The sequence below is a fragment of the Deltaproteobacteria bacterium genome, from assembly GCA_020848905.1.
GTDB lineage: Bacteria > Myxococcota_A > Polyangia.
In genome coordinates this window covers 126,251-148,360 of record JADLHG010000042.1, presented here as the reverse complement: position 1 = coordinate 148,360, position 22,110 = coordinate 126,251, and the positions used below count along the sequence as shown (strand labels likewise).

At 69.8% G+C, this 22,110-nt stretch carries 18 protein-coding genes; 7 read left to right on the top strand and 11 right to left on the bottom strand.

The window, feature by feature from the left end; genetic code table 11:
- Nucleotides 1-21 precede the first annotated feature (21 nt).
- Nucleotides 22-1,245 (top strand): beta-ketoacyl synthase chain length factor, encoded by a 1,224-nt coding sequence (locus IT371_17735; GenBank protein ID MCC6749511.1) that lies wholly within the window; start codon nucleotides 22-24, stop codon nucleotides 1,243-1,245.
- A complete protein-coding gene (locus IT371_17730; GenBank protein ID MCC6749510.1) occupies nucleotides 1,242-2,939 on the top strand; it encodes a tetratricopeptide repeat protein in 1,698 nt (565 codons plus the stop codon). The genes IT371_17735 and IT371_17730 overlap by 4 nt, the downstream gene beginning before the upstream one ends.
- A 6-nt stretch (nucleotides 2,940-2,945) precedes the next feature.
- On the opposite strand, the gene IT371_17725 is transcribed toward IT371_17730, so the two are convergent.
- The 4 genes from IT371_17725 to IT371_17710 form a co-directional block, all read right to left on the bottom strand.
- On the bottom strand, nucleotides 2,946-3,845 hold the full coding sequence (locus IT371_17725; GenBank protein MCC6749509.1) for a hypothetical protein: 900 nt from the start codon (nucleotides 3,843-3,845) through the stop codon (nucleotides 2,946-2,948).
- A gap of 62 nt (nucleotides 3,846-3,907) precedes the next feature.
- Nucleotides 3,908-4,504: a hypothetical protein gene (locus IT371_17720; protein ID MCC6749508.1), complete on the bottom strand. Its 597-nt coding sequence runs from the start codon at nucleotides 4,502-4,504 to the stop codon at nucleotides 3,908-3,910.
- Complete coding sequence (locus tag IT371_17715; GenBank protein MCC6749507.1) at nucleotides 4,501-5,172, bottom strand: hypothetical protein; 672 nt, start codon at nucleotides 5,170-5,172, stop codon at nucleotides 4,501-4,503. The genes IT371_17720 and IT371_17715 overlap by 4 nt, the downstream gene beginning before the upstream one ends.
- A 61-nt stretch (nucleotides 5,173-5,233) precedes the next feature.
- A complete protein-coding gene (locus IT371_17710; GenBank protein MCC6749506.1) occupies nucleotides 5,234-6,451 on the bottom strand; it encodes a thioredoxin family protein in 1,218 nt (405 codons plus the stop codon).
- 169 nt (nucleotides 6,452-6,620) lie between these two features.
- Between IT371_17710 and IT371_17705 the strand changes: the two genes are divergently transcribed.
- Complete coding sequence (locus tag IT371_17705) at nucleotides 6,621-7,694, top strand: PilT/PilU family type 4a pilus ATPase (protein MCC6749505.1); 1,074 nt, start codon at nucleotides 6,621-6,623, stop codon at nucleotides 7,692-7,694.
- Between the two features lie 11 nt (nucleotides 7,695-7,705).
- Here IT371_17705 and IT371_17700 read toward each other — a convergent pair whose 3' ends face one another.
- The 5 genes from IT371_17700 to IT371_17680 form a co-directional block, all read right to left on the bottom strand.
- Nucleotides 7,706-9,604 carry a beta-galactosidase trimerization domain-containing protein gene (locus IT371_17700; GenBank protein ID MCC6749504.1) on the bottom strand — a complete coding sequence of 633 codons (1,899 nt, stop codon included), beginning with the start codon at nucleotides 9,602-9,604 and terminating at the stop codon, nucleotides 7,706-7,708.
- 62 nt (nucleotides 9,605-9,666) lie between these two features.
- Nucleotides 9,667-10,962, bottom strand: coding sequence for a hypothetical protein (locus tag IT371_17695; protein ID MCC6749503.1), 1,296 nt, complete (start codon nucleotides 10,960-10,962; stop codon nucleotides 9,667-9,669).
- 8 nt (nucleotides 10,963-10,970) lie between these two features.
- On the bottom strand, nucleotides 10,971-11,585 hold the full coding sequence (locus tag IT371_17690; GenBank protein ID MCC6749502.1) for an ABC transporter substrate-binding protein: 615 nt from the start codon (nucleotides 11,583-11,585) through the stop codon (nucleotides 10,971-10,973).
- Nucleotides 11,586-11,785: 200 nt separating this feature from the next.
- A complete protein-coding gene (locus IT371_17685; protein MCC6749501.1) occupies nucleotides 11,786-13,252 on the bottom strand; it encodes a TolC family protein in 1,467 nt (488 codons plus the stop codon).
- Nucleotides 13,253-13,263: 11 nt separating this feature from the next.
- A complete protein-coding gene (locus IT371_17680; GenBank protein ID MCC6749500.1) occupies nucleotides 13,264-14,310 on the bottom strand; it encodes a radical SAM protein in 1,047 nt (348 codons plus the stop codon).
- 178 nt (nucleotides 14,311-14,488) lie between these two features.
- On the opposite strand from IT371_17680, the gene IT371_17675 reads away from it, so the two are divergent.
- From IT371_17675 to IT371_17660, 4 genes are all read left to right on the top strand, one after another.
- Complete coding sequence (locus IT371_17675; protein MCC6749499.1) at nucleotides 14,489-14,713, top strand: hypothetical protein; 225 nt, start codon at nucleotides 14,489-14,491, stop codon at nucleotides 14,711-14,713.
- Nucleotides 14,710-15,729, top strand: coding sequence for a folate-binding protein YgfZ (locus IT371_17670; protein ID MCC6749498.1), 1,020 nt, complete (start codon nucleotides 14,710-14,712; stop codon nucleotides 15,727-15,729). The genes IT371_17675 and IT371_17670 overlap by 4 nt, the downstream gene beginning before the upstream one ends.
- A gap of 61 nt (nucleotides 15,730-15,790) precedes the next feature.
- Complete coding sequence (locus IT371_17665) at nucleotides 15,791-17,197, top strand: sigma-54-dependent Fis family transcriptional regulator (protein MCC6749497.1); 1,407 nt, start codon at nucleotides 15,791-15,793, stop codon at nucleotides 17,195-17,197.
- 33 nt (nucleotides 17,198-17,230) lie between these two features.
- Nucleotides 17,231-17,488 (top strand): acyl-CoA-binding protein, encoded by a 258-nt coding sequence (locus tag IT371_17660; GenBank protein ID MCC6749496.1) that lies wholly within the window; start codon nucleotides 17,231-17,233, stop codon nucleotides 17,486-17,488.
- A 43-nt stretch (nucleotides 17,489-17,531) separates the two neighbouring features.
- Here IT371_17660 and IT371_17655 read toward each other — a convergent pair whose 3' ends face one another.
- Together IT371_17655 and IT371_17650 are read right to left on the bottom strand one after the other, a co-directional pair.
- Nucleotides 17,532-18,617 (bottom strand): hypothetical protein, encoded by a 1,086-nt coding sequence (locus tag IT371_17655; GenBank protein MCC6749495.1) that lies wholly within the window; start codon nucleotides 18,615-18,617, stop codon nucleotides 17,532-17,534.
- A 312-nt stretch (nucleotides 18,618-18,929) separates the two neighbouring features.
- Nucleotides 18,930-22,058, bottom strand: coding sequence for a BamA/TamA family outer membrane protein (locus tag IT371_17650; GenBank protein ID MCC6749494.1), 3,129 nt, complete (start codon nucleotides 22,056-22,058; stop codon nucleotides 18,930-18,932).
- Between the last annotated feature and the right edge of the window lie 52 nt (nucleotides 22,059-22,110).

The window sequence follows — 22,110 nt, the reverse complement described above, 5'->3', positions numbered from 1 at the left end:
CGTCGTGATCGGCTGCCCCCCATGAGAAGCGCCCCCACAGGAGTCGTCATCACCGGAGTCGGTGTGCTCTCCCCGGCGGGGCGCGGAATGCACGCGCTGGCGGAGCGCCTCTATCGGGGCGAGTGTCTGGGGCGCGAGCTGCCGCCGGTCTATTCCGCGCGCGGAGAGCCGCAGGCCGGCGCCAGCGTCACGCAGGTCCCGCTCGAGGGGCTGGTTTCCCCCGAACGCCTGCGGAGGATCGGGCGACTCTCGAGGATGGCCCTCGTGGCAGCGCACGACGCGCTGGCCGAGGGAGCCGCACTGCCCTCGGACGCCGCGGGGGTCGTGATCGGCACGGGCCTCGGCGCGCTCGAGGAGACGGCGGAGCTCCTGCGGCAGCTCGGCGATGGCGGTCCTTCGGTGGCGAGTCCGTCGCTCTTTCCTGCCTCCGTGATGAACGTGGTTGCGGCGCAGCTCTCGATGGAGCTAGGTCTGCAGGGGTATCAAACGACCGTCAATCACCGCGAGGTGTCCGGCGAGCTCGCGCTCCTCGTGGCGCGCGACGCGCTCCGACTCGGGCATGCGCCGGCCCTGCTCGTCGGCGCCGTCGACGAGCTGACGCCGGCCGCGCATCATGCCTATCGCCGCTTCGGGGCGCTCGCCGACGGTCCCCCGCGCCCGTATGCCGTCGATCGCGGAGGTCAACTCCTCGGCGAGGGGGCCGTGACGCTCCGGCTGGAGCCCGAGGAGCTCGCGCGAGGTGCAGGGCGCGCCAGCCTGGGCCGCGTCGTCGGGTGCGGCTCGGCGTCGGGTGACCGCTCCTTCCGGGGTTGGGAGGCGCCGCGGGGCTCTGGGGCGAGTGTGGCCGCCGGTGTGGAGGCGATCCGCGCCGCGCTGGAGGAGGCCGGGCGGGGCCCGGAGGAGGTGGACCTCGTCATCGGGTGCGGGTGCGGCAGCCGAGGGCTCGACGCCCTGGATGCGAGCGTGTTGCGCGAGGCGTTCGGGGCTCGGCCCGTGCCGGTCACCACCCCCCATGGTGTCGTTGGAACGTACATGGGGGCGGGTCTTCTGCGCGTGGCGGCGGCGCTCGTGGCGCTCGCGAGAGGCGAGGTCTTCGCGGCGGCTGGCGTCGGGCCTTGCGGGGGCCTTCCCGACCTCCCGGGGCTGGTCACCTCCATGTCGGCCGCGTCGCTGAAACGCGTGCTCGTGGTGGGGCACGCCTGCGGAGGCACGAGCGCCGCAATCCTCATCGAGCGGGGCGCGTGATGGCGACGCTGCTCGGCGGAACGGGACCCAAGGGTCGCCTTCGCCCCTGGGTGCGCAAGGCGGCCTTCGGGGCGCTGGTCGCGGGAGTGAGTCTGACGCTGCTCTACACGGCCTTCCGTCGGTGGACCTGGATGCGTCCGCCCGACGACGACGGGCCCTCGATCCCGACCACCGTCGAGGTCGAGCCGGCGGCGCACGGAGTTCGCCTCGTCTCCGGGACGAGCTGGATGGAGCGCCAGGACGGCATCTGGCGGGTCGCGCTGCGCGGCGATGCGCGTCAGCTCGGCCACGCCCACGGCCTCCTCGCGGCCCGCATCACCGACCGTTTCGACCGCCACCTGAAGCAGCTCCAGGCGGAGCTCCTGCCGGGGCGCTGGCAACGCTGGGCCGTAGGGAACGTCGTCCGCTGGCGCTACCGGCACCTGCCGGAACAGACGCCGCCCGAACGCCTGGTCGAGCTGGCCGCCTTCAGCCGCACCGTGAGCGACGCCGAGGTCTACGACGAGGAACCCTTCCAGCGGATCTTCTACTACCACGCGCTCTACGACATGACCCAGCGGCTCGAGGGCTCCCCTCTCGTCGGCTGCACGGCCTTCGCCGCGTGGGGGAAGCAGTCGACGAACGGACACCTCATCGTGGCTCGGAACTTCGACTTCGAGGGCGGACGGATCTTCGACCGCGAGAAGGCGGTCCTGGCCTACCATCCGGCCGGGCGCGTCCCCTTCGTCTCCGTGGCCTGGCCCGGCATGATGGGCGTAGTGACAGGCGTGAACGCCCGCCGGATCTACGTCTCGCTCAACGCCGCGCGCACCGATGACCCGCCGCAGCCGGGGATCCCGGTCACGTTTCTGATGCGCGAGATCCTGGAACGCGCGGGGTCGATCAAAGAGGCCCTCGAGGTCGTCAAGCAGCACCGCGTGATGGTCCCCGAGGCGCTGCTCATCGCCGACGGCAAGGTCCCCGACGCGGTCGTGGTGGAGCTCTCTCCGCGGAAGACCGCCGTACGGCGCGCTCCCGGGGGGGTGATCGGTGTGACCAACCACTTCCTCTCCGACGAGTTCAAGCCGGACGCGGCCAACGACCGCCTGCGGCGCTACTCCACGAGCGACGCGCGTCTGACGCGCCTGAACCAGCTCCTCACGCGACATGCGACGCGCATCGACCCCCGGGTGGCGGCGGAGATCCTGCGTGACCGCAAGGGCGCCGGCGAGCAACCCCTCCCGATCGGTCACCGGAACGCCATCGACGCCCTGATCGCCACGCACGGGGTGGTGGTGGATCTGACGGACTTGGTGCTCTGGGTCTCTCGTGGACCGCGCCTGGCCGGAGAGTTCGTGGCCGTGGATCTCAAACGGCTCCTCGGCGAGCCGAACGCGAGTGGCGGGCGCATCGAGAACCTCCCTGCCGACCCGTTGCTCGGCTCGGCCGATCTGGCGCGCCACGCATGGGTGCAGTCGCAGTTCGCGCACGCGCGGCGGCTCGCCGGAGCGGGTCAGCGGCGGGCGGCAGTGGAGCAGGCCCAGCGTGCCGTCAGCGCGGCGCCGAACAGTCCCGAGGCGCGGAAGCTCCTCGGAGATCTGCTGTGGGAGGTCGGGGAACGGGCGCGGGCCCGCGATCAGTACCAGGAGTTCCTACGCTGCTCGCCGCCGTACCGTCAGGAGGTGGAACAGGTCAAGACGCGGCTCGAGGAGTGAGGGCCATCACCAGGTGACGCCCACCATCTGGACCATAGCGCCTCCCCGGAGCGGCGCGATCGAGACCGACCTCGACCTGGGACGCCCGCGGCGCACGATGAAGAGCACCACCGCAGCCACCGCGCCGGCGCCCGCCACGCCGAAGAGGATGTTGGCGCCGAGGGCCTTCTTGGAGGCTGCGTTCGCGTAGGCGAAGGCGTCGTCGTACGGGAGCGTGGGATCATCGGCCTGCGCCTGGTCCTTGCGCGAGGCCACGCCCAGTCCGATGCCGATGGCGAGCGCCAGGCCGCCGAGCCCCAGGCTCGTCCAGGCGGCCCAGTTCGCGCCCGGGCGACTGTCGGGCGTGCGTGCTGGCGGCCGGTCGGGGTCCGGGTCGGGGCGGCTCTGCTCGTCGCCCCCGCCGCCACTGCCGGAACCGGCGCTGCCCCTGCGGCTCCCGCGGTCGTCATCGTCATCGTCGTCGTCTTCACCGCGCCCTCTGCCGCTCGCGGAGCCGCCGCCCGAGGGCTTCCGTCCCCCGTCGTCCCCGATCACCTCGGCGTCCGGGGGGCTGAGCTGTTGCTTCAGGCGGTCGAAGAAGACGCGGATCTTGGGAGAGACGGTGCGTGGGATCTGCACCTGGGGATCGAGCGTCAGCGCGGCCTGGAAGGCCTGCTGCGCGGACTTCTTGTCGAGGAGGTGAAAGAACGCCACCCCCCGGTAGATGTGGATGCGGGCCTTGAGCTGGGAGGTCGTGCCCGGATACCCGAGGGCCTTGGCAAACTCCTTCAGCGCCTTCCCTTCGTCCATTTCGCGGAGGAGCTTCATGCCGCGTTCGAAGTGCGGATTGCTCTGCGCCTCGGCGACGGAAGAGAAGGGGAGGTGAAGGATCGCGCAGATCAGGAGCACGGCACGCAAGGAGCTCACAAAGCTGCACATCCGGGTCGCCGCTCCCGAGGAGAGTCGGGCCAACACTACCGTCGGCCGGTCTAGAAGCCAAGGCCGACGCGGAAGTACCCCAGAGCCTGGAAGTCCCACCCGTGGGAGTTCTCGTTCCGGGGGTCCTCGTCGGCGCCGCCGAAGAAGTAATGGTAACCGACCTGCGGCGTGCAGCCCACGGAGAAGATCTTGAGGAAGGTGTAGCGCAATCCGAGGCCGCCTCTCACGCCGATGCCGCGGGTGTGCACGTTGTTCCCTTTGATCGCGACCCCGTCCCGCAGGATGGTCACGTCGTCGGGAAGCGTGCCGATGTAGAACGCCCCCGCGAGGCGAAAGACCAGCGCGAGCGGGCCGAAGTTCACGGTGCCGTCTCCCCCGAGGTTGAAGCTCACGAGGTTCGCGCCGGCGTCTCCACCGAAGAAGCGCAGATAGTCGATGTACGCGCCGAGGAAGAGGAGCTTGACCCCGACCTCCGCCCCCGCGGCTCCCCCGCCGACCCAGGAGAAGAAGTCCTTGCCTGTCTTTCCGTTGCCGAAGGAGGTGCCGAGGAGACCCGAGCCCCACACTTCGAAGATCTTGGCCTCTGCGCGCGGGGCGACCGAGGTGATCATGAGGGCGGTGAGAGCGGCGAGGAGTAGTCGTTTCATGGTTTCCCTCCCAGCAGCGCCGTCAGACGCTGCGGATCGAAGCCCTGTAGCAGCGTGCCGCGCACGTCCAGCACCGGAACCCCCGACGGGGAGATCCCGGCCGCTCTAGCCTTCTGCATCAGCTCGGCTGCGGCCTGGGGATCCTTCTCGATGTCCTTCTCGACGAAGGGGACCCGGTGCTCGCGCAGGTAGCTCGCGGCAGCCTTGCAGGCCGGGCACCAGCTCGTGCCGTAGAGCACCACCTTCGTGTTCTTGGCGTCAGGCGCCGGCCCGCCGGTCCCCCCCGCGGTGGGCGGGGCTTCGCCGCGCCGGGCCACCTGCTCGAAGGCGGTTCGCGACACCACGACATACGGATACGAACCATCTGGCCGCGGCGCGCGCAGGTCGGCCACGTAGACGAGCTCGTGGTCCTTTCGACGGTCGGGGGAGATGGCGAGGTCCACGACGCGCACCCAGTGACGCTGCGCTTCCGCCACGTCGGCAAGCTTGGCCGTCGTCTCGAAGGCCCCCGTGGGCCCCGTCGCATAGGTATAAAGGAGCTTCCGGTCCGCCTTGATCACGATGGGTGGCAAGGAGGACGAGGTGACGTGATCGGGAGTCGGAGGCGCGTCGCGCCTACACGCGCCGAGCGTGATGCAGATCACGATAAAACATCGTGGTCTCGACATGTTGGCTCTCAGTATAGCCCCCGGCCGCGTGGCGACAAGCGATCCTCGTCTCGCTCGAGCGCTACGGTACCCGGCGTAGCAGCGTGAGCAGCTCGTCGGCGGAGTCGATCTTCCCTACGCGCATCCGCTCGCGCCCCTCGCTATCGAGCGCGATCAGCAGCGGGATCTCCGCCGCGCGATAGCGCTGTCGCAGTGCGCGCACTGCCGCGGTGTCCTCCGTCACGTCGGCCTTGAACATGACGAACCGACCGAGCTCGCGCCGCACCGCCGCGTCGGCCAGGACCTTGCTCTCCATCTCCTTGCACGGAATACACCACCGTGCCCAGACGTCGATGAGGAGCGGCTTCTGATGGCGCTTGGCGCGCTCGAGCGCGACGGACTCCTCGTAGAGCCACGGAAGCTTGGTGTCCGAGGTGAAGGCGAAGTTGACCACGCCGAAGAGCCCCACGGAGAGGGCGAGCACGCCCACTGTCTTGCGCAGGGCCGTGAGCGCGCCGGCCCCGTGGTAGGTCAGGTGAAGCCCCCCGACGGCGATCCCCGCGACGGCGAGGGCCAGGTTGAGGCCAGCGAAGCGCCAACTCCCGGAGGTGTAGCGCGCGAGCGGGGCCAGCACGTTTTGTAGGTAGTAGAGCGTCGCGACGAGCAGCGCCACGCCGAGCGCGGACTTCACGGAGTCCATCCAGCCGCCGCTCTTCGGCAGAGACACTGCCGAGGTCGCGATGACCCAGAAGAGGAGACCGATGCCGAGGGCGTACGTGAAGAGGAGACCGCCGCCGAGAAAGACGTTGCGCGTGGCGGCCACGTACCCGAGGAGCCCACCCAGCCACGCCCCCGCGCAGGGCGCGATCAGGATCCCTCCGACGAGGCCCATCGCGAAGGCGCCGCGGTAGCCGTGCCCTCCGATCAGCGCCATCCGATTCTGGAGCGCGGCGGGGAGCCGGATCTCCCAGAGGCCCAGCATCGAGGCGGCGAGGGCCACGAAGAGGCCGCAGAGCGGGACGATCACCCAGGGGGAGGCGAGGAGGTTCCCCGCGGCCCACCCCGCGAGCGCCGCTAGCACCCCCAGGGTCGCGTACATGACGGCGATCCCCATCACGTAGCACGTGGCGAGGAGGAACGCCTGGCCGCGGCTCCTCGCGCTCTTGGCGCCGAAGATGCTCACGGTGATCGGGATCATGGGATAGACGCAGCCGGTGAAGCTGGTGGCCACGCCGGAGCCGAACGCCGTGGCGAAGGCCCAGAGGGTACCGCGTGCGAGGGATTCTTCGAAGGACGCCATGGGCCGCGTAGTATAGCAGGGCCGTTTGCGACACGAAGCTTGCGGCTCTCGAGGGTTCTGTTACACTGCTAGGTCTTCGATAAATCAGGACGATCTCGGCGGAAAGCGCGCGGCACGGGGTAGCGCGGCCAGGTCGGCCCCGGGGCAACGGCGGGCCCAGGAGGACCGGGTGGACAAGGACCAGCTCATCAAGCTCCTGACGTTCGGCATCCAGCGCGGCGTCTCGGACATCCACTTCGCCGTCGGACACCGGCCCCACTACCGGGTCAAGGGCGACCTCCTCGCGGCCAAGTACGCGCCGATGACCCCCGAGGACACCATCGACATCGCGCGCGTGCTCTTCGACGATCCGGCGTGGGAGCCGTCCAGAATGTCCGGGGAGCGCGACTTCTCGTACAGCATCCCCGGCATCGGGCGCTTTCGCGTCCACGTCTTCCTGCAGCGCGGCTCGGTGGGGATCGTGATTCGCGTCATCCCCTACGACGTGCGCAGCTTCGAGGTGCTGAACCTCCCGCGCGTGCTGGGGGATATCGCGAGCAGCCGGCGGGGCCTGATCCTCGTCACCGGCGCCACGGGGATGGGCAAATCCACCACCATCGCGGCGATGCTCAAGTACATCAACGAGACCCGCCACGCCCACGTCGTGACGATCGAGGACCCGATCGAGTTTCTGTTCGGCCACGGCAAGTGCATCATCACGCAGCGCGAGGTGGGGAGCGACACGGGGAGCTACCGGGATGCGCTGGTAGCCGCTCTGCGCCAGGACCCGGACGTGATCATGGTGGGGGAGGTGCGGGAGCAGGAGACGGCCGAGACCTGTCTCAAGGCCGCCGAGACGGGGCACATGGTCATGAGCGCGATCCACACGACCGACGTGATTCGCACCATCGAGCGGTTCGTGGGCCTCTTTCCGTCGGAGATGCAGGACTCGGTCCGCGTGCGCTTCGCGGACTGCCTGACCGCGATCGTGTCGCTCCGGCTGCTCGTGAACAAGTCGGGGCTAGGGCTCATCCCCGCGGTGGAGGTGCTGCGTGCCACCCGTACGGTGCGCGAGTACGTGCGACGTGGAGACCGGCTGGACGAGCTTCACAAGGTGATGGAGCAGGGCAAGGATCTCTACGCGATGCAGACCTTCGATCAGCACCTGCTCGAGCTCTACCGTGCCGGGCACCTCAAGCTCGAGGTGGGCAAGAGCGCCGCCTCGAACCCCGAGGACTTCGAGCGCGCGGTCACGTTCGAATAGGGAGGGCCTGCTTAGGGTCCTCGCCTCGCGAGGCGGAAGACGGCCACCTGCTTCGCCTGCAGCGAGAGCTCTCCCGGTCCCTCGGGGAGGACGTCGTCGGTGCCGTGCAGGGCCTTGGCCCCCGGCGTGTCGAGCCGGGTCCGGACCGGCCTCCAGTCGTGATTCGTGACCCAGAGCAGAGGCCCCCCCGCGGACTCCACGAGGCGGGTCTGCACCGATGGATGGCTGCTCGGGTAGGGGCTCGAGACGCCCGCGTTCTCGGCGAGGAAGCGATAGAGCGTGTGCGCCGGGTCCTCGCGGTTCACGTCGGGCTGCTCGGCGAGATAGTGCTCCCATGGGTAGGTGCAGAGGTAGACCTGCCCCTCTCCGTGGGCCTTCCGGGTCAGCGCCGGACGGCCGCGATCGTCGCTGCAGAGGATCCTGGTGCCGTCGAGAACCTCGACGGGGAGAAACGCGCGCGGGAACGGCCCCGAGGCCGTCGTGCGAGCCGTCAGCTCGAGGCCGTTGCCGCGGAGGACCGCCGGGTCGCTCGGTTGATCCGCGCAGCCGTAGCGGAGCGTGTGGCGGCAGCCGGTGAGCTCGGTGAAGTTCTGGCACCACATCCCCTGATGGAAGTTGTAGTCGCCGCCGAAGTAGGACCAGTAGACGGTGTGGCCGCGTCGCGCGTGCTCGAGGAGCGCGCGCCAGGTGGAGGCGAGGAGCTTCTGCGTGGAGGGGAGGAGGACGAGCCTGTACGGCGCGAGGTCGACCTCCTCGGGGACGAGCTCCGCCTCGAGGCCCGCCGCCACGCACAAGAGGTACGACTGCAGGAGCGTGCGGCGCATCCGGTCGCGGTCTTCCCACGAGAAGGGGTAGGTGGTGTGGAAGTAGGACGGCACGAGAATGGCCACGTTCGGCCGCGGGGGACGGAGGCTCGGATAGTCGATGGCCTCCACGAGCCGCGCGAAGGAGCGTAGCTCGCCGCAGACGGGCTTCTCGCTGCCGTCGGCGCGGGTGATGCCGAAGCCGAGTTCGAAGGCGTGGTGCGTGTACGGCGGATCGTCCGCGAGGTCGAAGTCCGAGAAGCACCAGCCGAGGGCTCCCGCGGCGCCGCTGCTCAGGCAGGAGTGGAGCACCTCGCGGTAGTAGAGAGCCTGGTTCTCCTCGGAAACCTGGCAGGACGAGCAACCGAACTCCTCGAAGATCACCGGCAGGCCCTGGTAGCTCACACTGCGCAGGCAGTACTCCGCGTTCACCGCTTGGCGGAGGGGGTCCGAGTCCGCGGCGTAGGTGTGAGGCCCGTAGAAGTCCACGATGGGCCGCAGGCTCGGCACGTCGAAACCGTTCTGGCCCCCCTTCAGGTTCATCACGCCGTCGCCGAGGCTGAACGGGCGATGCGGATCGACGCTGCGCAGGGCGCTCCGGAGGCGCTGCGCCCAGGCGACGATGGTTTCGGGGGAGGCCTTGCCCCCCCAGAGCGGCATCTCGTTGCTGGCCAGGTACGCCGCGACGGCGGGGTGATTCGCTCCGGCCTGTGCCACGGCCCGGACCAGCGCCTCCTGCCAGGCCAGGACCTCGGGGTCGGTGTACGGCGAGCGGCCGGCCTGGCCCGGGAAGTCGTAGTTCTCCCCCGACATGTGCCCGACCAAAAAGGAGGGGATGGAGCTCATCCCCGTCTCGCTGCAGAGGTCGAGAAAGCGTCGCAGCCGCGCCACCGGCTCGGCGGCGACCTGCGGTGGGCTCGGCATGAAGGTCGGAATGAAGGCGAAGCTGCGGCAGGTGTTCAGGCCGATGCCCCGCATCTGGGCCAGCTCCGCGCGAACGCGGGCCTCGTCGAAGCGGTCCCACATGCGGGGGCCTCCGCCCCGGGACCAGTAGTTCACGCCGAGCAGGAACGTGGGTCGTCCACCGAGAGTAAGCGTCGTGCGCATGCGCGCAGCGTAGCGCAGATGGGCCAGGAGGGGGGAGGCGGTCTCTCAGGGCTCCGGGGGAGCTAGTCCTGCAGGCAGGCCGGCCGGTCACCACGACCGGAGCAATGGGGCAGGACGCGGCAGGGGGAACCCGCGGCTGTCGCGGCACAGCGCAGGATCGTGCGTTCGGAGGGGTAGTCCAGATCCACGTCGAAGTTTGCGAGCACGCTCGCCCCCAGCACGAGGTCCACGTCGGGGACGGTGGTGCGGAGCTCCTGCCGCAGCCCCTGGAGGAGCGGGGCGTCGTCTCTCAGCACGGCGAGCTCGACCGGCGCGAGAAGCTCCGCCACGCTCGCTCCGTACTGGTCGAGGTCGCTCGGGATGGCCGTCGCCCGGTTGGCCACGAGCAAGCGCCGGCGACGCGCCTGTTCCGCGCACGGACCCAGATCTCGAGACTCGTCGGAGACGAGGCTCAGCCGCGAGATGCGGGTCAGGGAAACCGACTCCGGTCCCGAGGGAAGGTTCAGGGTGTGTCCGACCTGTTCGGGGATCGTGGGGTCTGCCGCGCGGAGACGCTCGAAGGTGGAGCGGGCGATCACCGACACGCCAAGCCCGGTGGAGAGGACGGCCGTCGCGGGCACGCCGCCAGGTCCGATCCGCTCCGGCTTGTCGGATCGGGGGTCGAAAGGCGCGGCGAGCATGCAGACAGGGACGGCTAGCCTCGAGGCGGGCGTTCGTTGCTCGACGCCGCCCAGGCTCAGGATCCCTCCCCCCAGTCGCCTCGTGAGAAAGATGGCGGGGCATGGGCTCGTGGACCCGGCACCCGTTGGGCGGACCATCTGCCAGGGGTCGCAGTCGCCCGCGAGCTCCTCGGTCGAGTCCGGGATCTCGTCGCGGATCGTCACCGAGGGGGGACGGCCCGCGTGGCTCAGCCGAACCGAGAAGAGCGAGAGCAAGGGGGCGCCCACGACGGCCTGGATGGGTTGCGCATGGTCGAGCCCCACGCCGTGCATCGGAACTTCGTAGGTGTCCTGGTCGGCGACCATGAAGCGCGTCACCTCGGGATGCTCCGCGTCCAGCAGGCGCAGCGCGTCCCGACGGTGAGGTGCCGCCGCGCCTCCGCCCGCGGCGAGAGCGCTCACCGGGGCGGCGCTGTCGAGCAGCGCGGTGAGCGGCGGGCCTTCGCCGTAGCGGATCAGGGCAAAGGCCATTCCCCGGGCGAGGCGCAGCGGGATCGGCTTGCTCAGGAAGCCGTCTACCTCGGGACGTCCGCACGCGGCGAGCAGCAGGGTCAGGAGCGCAGCGTGGGTGGCCCGCCAGCGGGTTGTCGGGCGATGGCGATGGGGGAGGAGGGGGCGAGGCTGGACGTGCCGACGCACGGCGAACGTTAGATGGTCTCGAGCTTGCGCCGCATCTTCTTTACCAGCGCGTCGTACGACTCGCGCACGATGATGCGGTTGAACTGGGACTTGTAGTTTCGCACGATGCTGACGTCGTCGGTCACGACGTCGAAGACGAGCCAGGTGCCCTGCACCCGACGCATCTTGTAGTCGATGCTGACCTCCTCGGCGCGGCCGTCCTTCACCACCTTCGCGACCGTGTGGACGTGCGCGCTGTCGCCCGTGATCTGCTCGCCACGGTAGTCGAGCTTGTAGTCGAGGTTCCCGCGGATCTGCTTGAGGTAGCTGCGTTCGATCAGCTCGCGCAGGATCCCCACAAACTCGGCGCGCTGCTTCGGGGTGCGTCCCTCCCAGTGGCGGCCGAGCGCGAGGCGCGCCAGCTCCTCGAAGTCCAGGAAGGAGTTGACGGTCTCCTTGAGCTTGCGCTTGACCTGCTTCTCCTGCTCCGACCCCCCCCGAACCTTCTTGCGGAGCAGGGCGGAGATCTGCGTGTTGGTCCGGCGGAGCGCCTGGGTCGGGCCGTCGGCCAGGGCCAGCGCCCTGCCGGTCCAGAGCAGCGCGGGGAGCGAGAGGAGAAGTGCGAGGCGGTGCAGGTTCGTCATGGTCAGGCCTCCCGGAGGCATGTGCTGCCCTGCGGCGATGCATACCCCATGCCATAACGGGCCGGTGGAAATTAATCGATTTTTTTCGAGGGGGGTGCGTCGACCGTGCAACAGTCACAACCCTCGTTCACAGCCCGAGATGTACCACCGGCCGCGTGGGTTGTCCGCTTTTTTGCGTGCGGAGGGCTGCGCTCCGGCCGTCATGGCGTCGCGATCCGGCGGGCGGCGAGGCCCACCACCCGGCCGAGCACGGCCCAGCCCACGTTCACGTCGTGGATCGCCTGCAGGTAGCGCACGCGGAGCTGGAAGAAGGCCAGCAGCGCGTCGGTGAGGTCCTTCGGTTCGGCGAGACCGGCGCTCAGGTTCTGCGAGGTGGCGACGAGCCACTTGCGGGCCGCCTTCTGGCCGCGGTCGGTGGCCTGCAGGCGCGTCTGGGCCTCGGCCAGCTCCAGGTACTCTCGACGGATCTCGAGGTCGATGGCCGCCAGGCCCTCGGCCCGGCGCGCCTCGGTCTCCCGCGCGAGGGCCCGCGCCGCGCGGTAGCGCCCCACCTGCTGCACCGTGTCCAGATTCCAGCGCATGGCGAGTCCGAAGCCCGCGCCGAAGAAGTTGAGCGGGTCGTTGAAGAACGCGTTCTGCGGGTCGTCGGCGCTCGTGGCCACCGCGTAGCCGAGGTAGGCCACGAGGACGAAGTCGGGGAAGAAGCCGGCCTTCTCGACGGCCGCCCCGGCGCGCGCGGCCTTGACCGCCGCCGCGACCATGTGCGTCTCGGGCCGGTGCTGCCGCGCGAGCTGCAGGTAGGCGCCGACGCGGTCGAGCTTCCCGGGGATCGGATCCAGCACGGCCGAGTCCACGTCGAAGGCCTGGCCCGTGAGGCCCGCCATCATGCCCAGCGCCGCATGCGCGATCCGTTCGCCCTTCTCGCCTTCGCCGATGCGCGCGTCCACCTCGGCGGTGAAGGTCTGGATCCGTAGCAGGTCCGTGACCGTCGAGTCGCCCTCTCCGTCGTCCAGATCCTTCTCGATCTTCTCCTTCGCCTTCACGAGGTGCGTCTTCCCTTCGCGCACGGTGCGCAGGATCTCTCGGGCGAGCTTGAGGCCGAAGTAGGCGCGGGTGACCTTGAGTTCCAGGTCGTCTCCCGTCGCGCGCACGAGCTCTCGCCGCAGGTCCACGCCGGCTGCGGCGGCCTGCCGCGCCGCCGCCAGCTTGCCGAAGGTGTAGAGCGGGACGCCGACGTCGAGCTCGATCCGGGCGAGGATCCCCGAGATGTTGAAGGAGCGGGCGTCCACGCTGGTCGTGCTGAAGCAGTTGGTCGTGCTGGGTTTTCCGTTCTGGTCCAGACACTTGATGTCGGGAGAGGGGGCCACGAAGCCGCGCATCTGGCCCTGCGGGAGCCAGGCCCACTTGGCGCGATAGAGCTGTGCCTCCATCCCTTCGAGCGCGCGCTGCGCGGCCTCCACGCCGGGGTATTTCTGCCGCGCCTGCGTGATGAGCTGCGCCAGCGTGAGCCGTAGACCCGTCGCAGCCGGGGACGATTTCCCCTCCTGGGCGTGGGCCGGGGCTGCCGCTGCGAGGAGGGCCAAAGCCGCGAGGAGCCGGGGGCCTGCGGTCCGTCGGCGCGGGACTGCGCGCGGCATCGAGGAGGAGCGAGGAAGGTGCATGGGCATGGGTCGGATGCTCAGGGGAGAACGTGTGCGGCCAGGTCCGAGGCGAGGCGCCGGCCCGCGGTGGCGAGCTCGCGTCCCACGTCCCCGAGGATCAGGGGGCGATCGGTGAGGGAGCGGAGGTAGAACGGCACGACGCAGCCGCAGCGACTGCAGTCCGCGGCGTCCCCCATGACGCACTTGCCCTTCTGGCGACCGCCCGCGTCGAGGGCAAACGAACGCCGTGCCAGCAGGCAGGTCGCGGTGACCTCGCGGCAACGGTCCGAGCGCATCAGCCGCAGCACGCGCTCCGGGATGACGAAGAAGTCACCGTAGATCCGTCGCAGGGCCACCAGCTTGTCGAGCACCGCGTCGCGCTCGGCGAAGTCGAGCCACATCCGGTCGTCGAGGCCCGCGACCGGCGTGAAGAAGTCGAAGGTGATGTGTTTCGCGCCGGCCGCATTCCAGTCCTTTACGACCTGCTCGATGCAGCGGACGTTGTCTCGCGTAATGCAGTACGCGATCGTGACGCCGAGGTGCCGGTTCCGGGAGACGTTATCGACGATCCGACGGTAGATGCCGGGGCGTCCGTTACGCCGGAAGTGGCCCGACGGGTCTCGCAGCTCCTCGTGCAGCGTCTCGTCGCCGTCGATCGAGATGTACCAGTTGACGTCAGGCCAGTTGGGAAGCGGGATGGTGCCGTTGGTGACGATGGTGTTGTACCGGAAGTACGGCTTGCAGCGCGCGATGACATCCTGCCGGAGTAGCGGGTCGCCTCCGACCCAGGTGCAGTTGAAGAACGGGAACTGCCAGCGCGAGTTGGAGCGTCGGAGCTCCTGCAGGCGAGCCTCCCATTGATCGGCGCTCAGCTCGCGCGGGAGGTCCTCTTCCGGGCCGGCGAAGTAGTAGCAGTGCCGGCAGCGCAGGTTGCAGCGGCTCGTGACGTCCACCGACCCGAAGCCGTTGCGCGGGAATCCGAAGAGGAAGAAGGCGACCTTCGCCACGTCGTAGGCCGAGAGCCAGGCCCCCGACGGAGGCCGGGGGACCGGAGTGTGCTCAAGCTCGAGCTCTACTGGTGCCATGCCGGGGCCTCGGAGGTGGCAGCGGGACCGCTCGCCGACCGCGGCCTTTCTAGCGCAGGCAGCGCCCGGCGGGCAAGGGCCCGCACGAGCCGGGGACGCGTCGTGCGCGGGCCGGCACGGGGCGCCTCCTCGCGCCGCGCGCTTGCCGCTCCTGGGAACCGGTGCTACCACCCACGCCATGTCCCCGTATCAAGAGTACCTCGAGCTCTTCGATTACTTCGGTCGTGGCGGGATGGTACGCCTCGACCGGGTGGCCTTCGAAGCCTGCGACGGCGAGTTCACGGCCCTGGTCGAGCGGCTCGGGCGACTCGAAGAGACGGAGATGGCGCGGCTCGTGGTGCTCAAGACGGTGCTCTTCCGGGATCGGCCCACGCTGGCGCAGATCCGAAGGACGGGCGGGTGATGCGGTCGGCGGGGCTCGAGGGCGAGGACGGCGCGGCACGGGCGGCGCGACACGGCCTGGCGGTCCTGCCGCTCGCAGAGCTCTTCGGGCTCCTGCGCGTCGTCGGGCCCGACGCGTCCTCCTTTCTCCAGCGGCTGCTCACGGCGGACGTCCGCTCTCTGAGGCCGGGGGAGGCGGCCCCCGCGGCGCTCCTCACACCGAAGGGGAAGGTCATCACGCCGTTGACCGTCCTCTGCGACGCGGAGGACTTCCGGCTGCTCGTCCCGGCGGAGGGAGCCTCGCGACTCGAGGGGGCGCTCGGCCGGTACGCCGTGATGGACCGCGTGGAGGTGCGATCGGAGGCGGCCGACGTCGTCGGCCTCTACGGGCCCGAGGTGGAGCGCGCACGATCCCTGCTCGGCCTGCCCGAGCCCCTTCCTCCGTACACGCATCGGGCGTCGCTCCTCGGGGAGGCAGCGGTGACCGTCCTCGGCGACGATCAGCTCGCGGCCCCTGGCTGGCTCGTGCTGGGACGACCGGGGAGCCTGGCGGGACTCCTCGAGCATTTCACCGCCGGCGGGGCCGTGCTCGGAGACGCCGCCACCTTCGAGACCTGCCGGATCGAGGCCGGCACGCCGCGCCTCGGGGCGGAGCTCTCCGAGGAGGTCCTGCTGCTCGAGGCCGGGCAGCTCGGGGCCGTCAGCTTCACGAAGGGCTGCTACGTGGGCCAGGAGCCCATCTGCCGGGTGAAGAGCCGAGGGGAGGTCGCCCACCGTCTGGTGGGGCTGCGCGGCAGCGGGGAGCGGCTCCCCGAGCCGGGCGAAGTCCTCGCGACCGCTCTGCGTCCCGACGCCGGGAGGGTGACCTCCTCGAGCTGGTCTCCCGAGTGCGGCGCGGTGGTGGCCCTCGGCTACCTTCACCGCTCCTGCGCTGACCCTGGCACCCAGGTGCTCCTGGCGGGAGGCGGAGCGCTGGAGGTTGTCGCGCTTCCGCACGTCCCCTGCGCGTCGCCCCCGCGCGTCTGTCCCGCCTTCTGACTTCGCGGGCCGGCGCTGGACCCTTGCGAGCGCGGGCCGGATTTGCGATAGGCTTGCGCCCATGGCCAGCTCCGGTCGTCCTCGCATCCTGATCGTCGACGACGAACCGAACATGTGTCGGTCGCTGAGGATCATGCTCAACGAGGAGGACCGTTACGACGTGCTCACCGAGTCCGAGTCGACGCGAGCCCTCTCCCGCGTGGAGGAGCCCTTCGACCTCGTCGTGACGGACCTTTCCATGCCGGGCGCGGACGGGCTCGAGGTGCTGCGCCGGGCCAAGGCCGCGAACGACGGCGTGCAGGTGGTGATCATGACCGCGTACTCGACGGTGGAGTCGGCCGTGGAGGCGATGAAGGCCGGCGCCTTCGAGTACGTGATCAAACCGTTCTCGAACGAGGAGATGCTGCTCACCGTCGAGAAGGCGCTCAAGGCGGGTGAGCTCAAGCGGGAGAGCCAGCGCTCGAAGACGCGGCTGCGGGAACGGACGCGGGGGGCGGATCTGATCGGGGAGAGCGAGCCGATGCGCTCGCTGCGCGCCCTGATCGAGCGGGCCGCAGAGCGCGATGCGACGGTGCTCATCACCGGGGAATCGGGGGTGGGCAAGGAACTCGTGGCGCGCGCGATCCACTTCGCCGGGGCCCGGGCCGAGGGGCCGTTCGTGCCGGTCAACTGCGCGGCGCTGACGGAGAGCCTGCTCGAAAGCGAGCTCTTCGGGCACGAGCGCGGGGCCTTCACGGGCGCCGTGCGGACGAAGATCGGCAGGCTGGAGCAGGCGCACGGGGGGACGCTCTTTCTCGACGAGGTAGGGGACATGTCCCCCGCGCTGCAGACCAAGCTCCTCCGCGCCCTAGAGGACCGGGCGTTCACCCGCGTGGGGGGCATCGATCTGGTTCAGGCGGACGTGCGCTTCGTGGCGGCCACCCACCGTGACCTGCCGAGGGCCATCGCGGACGGAACGTTCCGCGAGGACCTCTACTACCGGCTCAACGTCATCCCGATCCAGGTGCCGTCGCTGCGGGAGCGGCGCGAGGACGTGCCGCTGCTCGTCGAGCACTTTCTCAGGGAGGGCGCGCCTGCCGGTGAGCAGAGCCCCGTCTCTCTCAGCCCCGAGGCGCACGAACTCCTCCTCAACTACGGCTTTCCGGGCAACGTGCGCGAGCTCCAGAACATCATCGAGCGGGCCCGGCTGCTCGCGGACACTCCCGTCATTGGCGTGGCCGAGTTGCCGCTGCAGCGGCCGCGCGAGCATCGTCCGAAGCTGGACCAGGTGGTGACCTCGCTCGAAGACGGTTGGCTACAGCTGCAGGAGCTCGTCAAGGACCTGGAGCGGCAGCTCGTGGAGCGGGCCCTCGAGGTCTACGGTGGGCGTCCGAACGGAGAGATCGCCGCGATTCTGGGAACAAGTCGACGCATTCTAGAACTACGCATCCAGGAGTTCGCGCTCGCGAAGCCGCGGCCGCGCGGCTGACCCTGGCGCAAGGACAAGAAGGAGGTAGGCAAGATGGTGCAGGAACGCTTCGAAGAGGCCCAGCGGCGGGTCAAGACACTCAGCAGCACGCCGTCGACCGATACCCTGCTCGAGCTCTACGCCCTCTACAAGCAGGGGACGGCGGGGGACGTGTCGGGTAAGCGACCTGGCTTGCTGGACCTGAAGGGGCGCGCCAAGTACGACGCGTGGGCCGGACGCCGCGGGATGACGCGCGAGGCGGCGATGGAGGCCTACGTGGCGGTGGTGGATCGGCTCGTCGGGAGCCGTTAGAGGGGGGAGTGTCGCGCGGCGAAACCACGCGCCTCGCGGTCGCCTAGCGCCCCGCGCCCCGCAGCTGCTCCCCGATCGCCTCGAGCGGGAGGCGGTGGCTCACGAACGAGGTGCCGGCGCGCTGACCCGGCGCCGTGTCCGGGATGATGGCCGGGTTCCCCATGCTACGCCAGGTGTACCCTCCCGAGTTGGAGCCCCAGATGATCTGGTTGAGCGGGTCGTTGATGGGGCTCAGCTGGGCCCCGCCCCACGTGTCGCGCCCGGTCACCCGCTGCGCGTTGAAGAGCGTGATCATGCCGAGCGTGGGCTTGGCGTAGTTCTTCACCGTCAGGTGCTTCGGGGTGGTGTACTGCTGGGCGCCGATACGCTCGCAGAAGCCGTCGAGCGCGTCCGCCGTGGCGACGGTCACGTCGGCCAGGACGCGGATGTTGTTCCGGCGGCCGTAGGCGCGGATCGAGTCCACGCTCTGGCGGAAGGCCTGACGCCACTCGGGGTTCAGCATGGACGAGGAGGCTCCCGCGCACCCTTCGGTCTTGAGATTGCTGGGACCGGGGTTGACCCACCGGGGGATGATGGGCTCGCCCCGCGCGTTGTTGACCTGACGGTAGGCGCGGGCGGCGCAGAAGGCCGTCGCCGCGTCGATCTCCTGGGCGGAGGCCTCGAAGGTGGCCTCCACGTACTTGCCGTATTGATCGGTCCAGGGCTGGTTCGGCAGCGTGCCGTAATTCGCCACGCCATGATGGATCGTCCCGTACGGCCAGAAGTGCTTGCCGATGCGCAGGTAGCCCGTCCCGCCGGGGGAGTTCGGCGCACCGTTGTTCATGAAGCCGATGGTGTGGGGGGCGACGTCGCTGAGCCAGCCCCTCCAGTTCTGCTGGTTGACGAGCCCGACGATCGTGGCGCCCGTCTGGCCGTCGGGGCTCGGCGCGTTCCACTTGAAGAGGTTCACGTAGCCCTGCACCCCGGCGGAGCGCAGGCGCTGCTGGAAGCGCCCCATGCGCTCGGCCTGATCGCGACCAACCTCCACCGCGAAGCCGGCCCCCGGAGCCTGGATGCGCTCGGCGCGCGCAAGGCTCGGGACCGTCAGGCAGATCACCGCCAGGACTGATGCTCGTCGAAGGGCACTCATCGCTTCTCCTCCTCGTGGACGACAGGACAAGCCTGGCCACCGGGTGGATTAACCCCCTCCGCGCGGGGGCCTCCCTCGGTGATTCGGCTCTCGAATGATGATGGCGAGTCCGCTCTCGCTCCTCGGGTGACGTGTAGAGCAAGGCACATGCCAGCCGCCTCGTCTTTTCAAACTTGCGGAATGTGGGCCTGTTTCTCAGGCGGCGGGCCGGGGCACGGGACGCGTCTTCCGGTTTCCGGTGGGGAGGTCCAGGGCTCTACGAATTCCGCACGGCGGGGCCGGGCGGGATCTCGGCGGGCGGCGACGCCCCGCCTACAAGATGAAGCCGAAGTTGAAGTGGAAGCGGCCGTCCCGGGGATCGCCAACGGTGGGATCCAGGGGGAACGCGTACTCGAAGCTGGCGAAGCCCACGGGCAGGACCAGGCGCAGGGCCACACCCGCGCCGTGCCGGAAGTCGCGGACCTTGAGGACCTCGTAGGAGTTGAAGACCACCCCGCTGTCGAGGAAGGCCGCGCCAAGCAGATCCAGCCCGAAGATAGGGCTGTCCTTCCAGATGGGAAACTGGAGCTCGAGATTGCCCAGGATGCGGATGTTGCCCCCCTGCGGCAGCACGCGGTACAGGCTCACGCCCCCGTAGGGCGAGGCGGGGAGCTCGACCCGCTCGGCGAAGGCGCGATCCTCTTCGAAGCCGCGGATGGTGCTGTCGCCGCCCGCGAAGAAGCGTTCCACCTTCGGCAGGAGGACGGCCCCCCCGAAGGGGATCCCGTGGTCGTAGCGGACGCCGACAGCCAGCGTGAAACGCAGCGGGAGCGGCACGTAGAGCTGGCCGTTGGCCCGCACCTTCAAGAAGTCGTCGCTGCCGCCGAGGGCGCGAGAGGCGAAGAGGAGATTCGCGCCGAGGTAGAAGCCGCGCGTGGGCGCGAGCGGGCTATCCCGGTGGTCGTAGACCAGCCCAGGTCCCACGGCGCCGGTGCGAGTCGGGACGTCCACCTCGCTCGCTTCGTCGGCGATCCCGGTGGGTCGATTGAGGGGCTCCTTGCGCTGCACCTGGCGGAACTCGTAGCGCACGGAGCCGAGCAGGCGCGGGAGGAGCTCCTTCGAGAGTGTGAGGGTTCCGCCGTAGCTCGTGGTGTCCCCGAGGCGTGCGGTGATCTGGTTGCGGTAGAAGCCTTGGGTCTCCATCTTGACCGGCCAGCCGAGGAGGCGCGGGTCGCTGTACAGCCCGGTGATGCTCTGGATCTTGGGGCCGACTTCGCCTCGGAGCGAGAGCGTGGTGCTGAAGCCGAGCACGTTGTTCCAGACGTAGGCCACCGATCCGAAGATCGGGTTGTCGCTGCTCCCGCCGACGCCGAATTCGAGGGCCCCCCAGTCGTCGTAGCGGTCCTCCACGCGGACCAGGATCGGTACGACCGTGCGCCCGGTCTGGTAGGCGAGGGGCCGGATCAACACCGCGTTGAACATCTTGAGGTCGCGCAAGGTCTTCTCGGCCGCTTCGAGCTTGCGGATGTCGAAGAGCTGGCCCTCGCGAAAACCGAGAGCCGAGCGAATCACGCGTTCGCGCGTGCGGAAGTTGCCGCGCACGAAGATCGGGCCGAAGCGGACGAGGCTTTCCTCCTGGACGGTGATCTGGATCTCGACCTGGCGTCCGTCCAGGCTCCGCTGCTCGAAGACCTGGACCTTGGCCCCCGGGAAACCGCGCTCGGCATAAAAGCGGATGAGGCGGAGCTTGTCGCGCTCGAGCTGCGCGGGGACGTAGGGCTGGCCGGGCTTGAGGCTGAGCTGGGCGAGAAGTTCGTCGCGCCCGAACGACAGGCGGGCCTCCCCGCGGGGCGGAGGCAGCGGCAACGGCTTGTCGGCGACCGCGCGGCCCTCCAGGACGTGGAGCTTCGTGCCCCTGCTCGAGGCAGCGGAGTCGGCTTCCGCGGCGCGGCCTCGCGGGCCGATCCGCGGCGGCGCCACCTCGGGCAGCGCCCCGGCGAAGAGCGCGGCCGGCAGAACGCTCACGGCGCGGACCATCACCTGCGCTCCCTCGTGGATCACGAAGCGCACGTACGCGCGTCGGCTCCGCGCCCGGGCCCCGGTCCCCACGACCGCCGCGAGAGCTCCGGCGTGCCCGAGGAGTTCGGGGGCTGGCGCCACGTCCCCGAAGACGCGCGCATCCGGGAACCCACGGTCCCGGAGGTGCTGGACGAGGCGCTCGGTGTCCTGCCTGAGCTGGAGGTCGGTGATGTAGCCCCCTTCGCCGAGCCCCACCCAGCCGAGCCAGGGGAAGGGGCGCGTCTTGATCACCTTGCGCAGCTCGCTGGAGCTCACGGAGCGGTGGCCCACGAGCTCGACGCGCTCGACTCTGAACCGCGGGCCTTCGTCGACCCAGAAGGTGACCCAGTCGGTGTTGCCTCCGACGGTGCGGGTGAAGCGCGTGCGCGCCTGGAGGTAACCGCGACTCTGATAGAGCCGATGGATCTGCTTCGCGCTCTGTTCGAGCTCGTAGTCGTCGTAGCTCCCCGATTCTTTCAGCGTGAGGACCTCGTCGAGCTGTCCCGCGTCGAGCGCCCGGTTCCCGCGGTAGGTGACGACGATCCGCTTTCGCTGCTGGACCCGCAGCTTGATCTGCACTGCCCGGTCGGCGGGGCGACCCGCGACCACACGAAAGCTCTCCTTGACCCGTGCGCCCGGGTAGTTGAGCCGGTGGTACCGCTTGAGCAGTTCGTCTACGTCCTCGGCGAACCGTCGGGTGTTGAAGGACCGACGATAGAGCAGCAGCCGGTGCTGAAAGATGCGCTCGATCTGGCGATCGGAGAGCGCGGGGACGAACCCGGTGGCCGCGGCGCCGCTCCCTGTGAGGGCCCGCCCGCCCGGGCCGACGTGCTCGACCTCCACGCCCCCCAGCTTGTAGCCCCGCCCCTTGTTCACGCGCACGTAGACGTTCACGTGGTGCTGGGCGTCCGGGGGCGTCACGCGGATGTGCAGGTCCCCGTCGAAGTAGCCCTCCCGCTCCAGGTACTTCTTCAGCCGGTCGCGTTGCAGCGCGATGGAGTGGGCCAGGGCGCGGCCTTCGGGGAGTCGTTGTCCCGGCCGGAATCCGAGACGACGTACGATCTCTTCCTCGAAGAGGGGCCAGTTCCCCTTCACGTAGATGCGCCGGATGAGCGTGTAGGGCGCGACGCGGAAGACGGTCCGCCCGCCTCGCCGGTCCACCGCGACGCGGTAGCCCAGCTCGTCGAGGCTCTGCCGCGCGCGCAAGATGGCTTCATCGGACGGGTCCCGATCGGTGGGGAGCGCGAGGGCGCGCAGGAGCTGCCGGGGGTCGTCTTGGAGCTGACCCTCGATCGACACCAGCGGACGGCGCGTCGCGTCGGCCCTGGCGAAGGAGGAGGGCAGGGCGCTCAGGGCGCAGAGGCAAGGGAGGCCCCAGAGGAGCGGGGAGGCACGGCGGGCCATGAGCAGCCCCACTCTACCCGAGCCCTTACCTCACGGGTAGTTTGCGGGCCCT